Source organism: Virgibacillus siamensis, from assembly GCF_039522605.1.
Taxonomy (GTDB): Bacteria; Bacillota; Bacilli; order Bacillales; family Amphibacillaceae; genus Lentibacillus; species Lentibacillus siamensis.
Map to the genome: position 1 here is coordinate 1 of NZ_BAAADS010000027.1, position 570 is coordinate 570.

Sequence of the window (570 nt, forward strand, 5' to 3'; positions counted from 1 at the left end):
CCCCTTATGTTTTTAAGCTAGTGGGTGCGTACCTTTAATAAAAAATCTTCCACAATACCAATTAATAACGGAAGGGGATTATTCAAGAAAAGGGCGCCTATCTGGAATAAAGAAAATCTTTATTTTCTCCTGTATGTGAGCCAAATAAAGAGGTGAGGGGTTGTCACCTTTTTATTGTTCATTTTGGATTTTTTTCAGGAGCATCAGCCATCCCGGATACAAAAATATTCTAGTAAGCGAAAGACATTTAAACTGTAAAAAGGAAAGAGGGGCCTATTACCTTTTCTTTCCTTTTTGCTGAGGCACATGATCTACTCTGTATTCGCTTGCTGAATTTGCTGTAATAAATTTGTGAAGTCGAAAAGGGTCTTCGAAAATTCCTCTTTACTGAGACCACTCTTTTTAATAAGCTTACCGGGAATCTCCGCTGCCGTTTCCTTTAATTGTTTTCCTTCTTCAGTTAAGGAAATTAATACACGCCTTTCATCATCAGGATCTCGCTTTCGGTATGTTAACGCTCTTTCTGTAAGGCGCTTGAGCACTGGGGAAAGTGTTCCGGAATCGAGAAAA

1 protein-coding gene is annotated in these 570 nt (G+C 38.6%); it reads right to left on the reverse strand.

Annotated features, from left to right (window positions below; all coding sequences use genetic code 11):
• Positions 1-311 precede the first annotated feature (311 nt).
• The coding region (locus ABD010_RS18175) for a MarR family winged helix-turn-helix transcriptional regulator (protein ID WP_343816463.1) at positions 312-570 on the reverse strand (259 nt) is incomplete at its 5' end.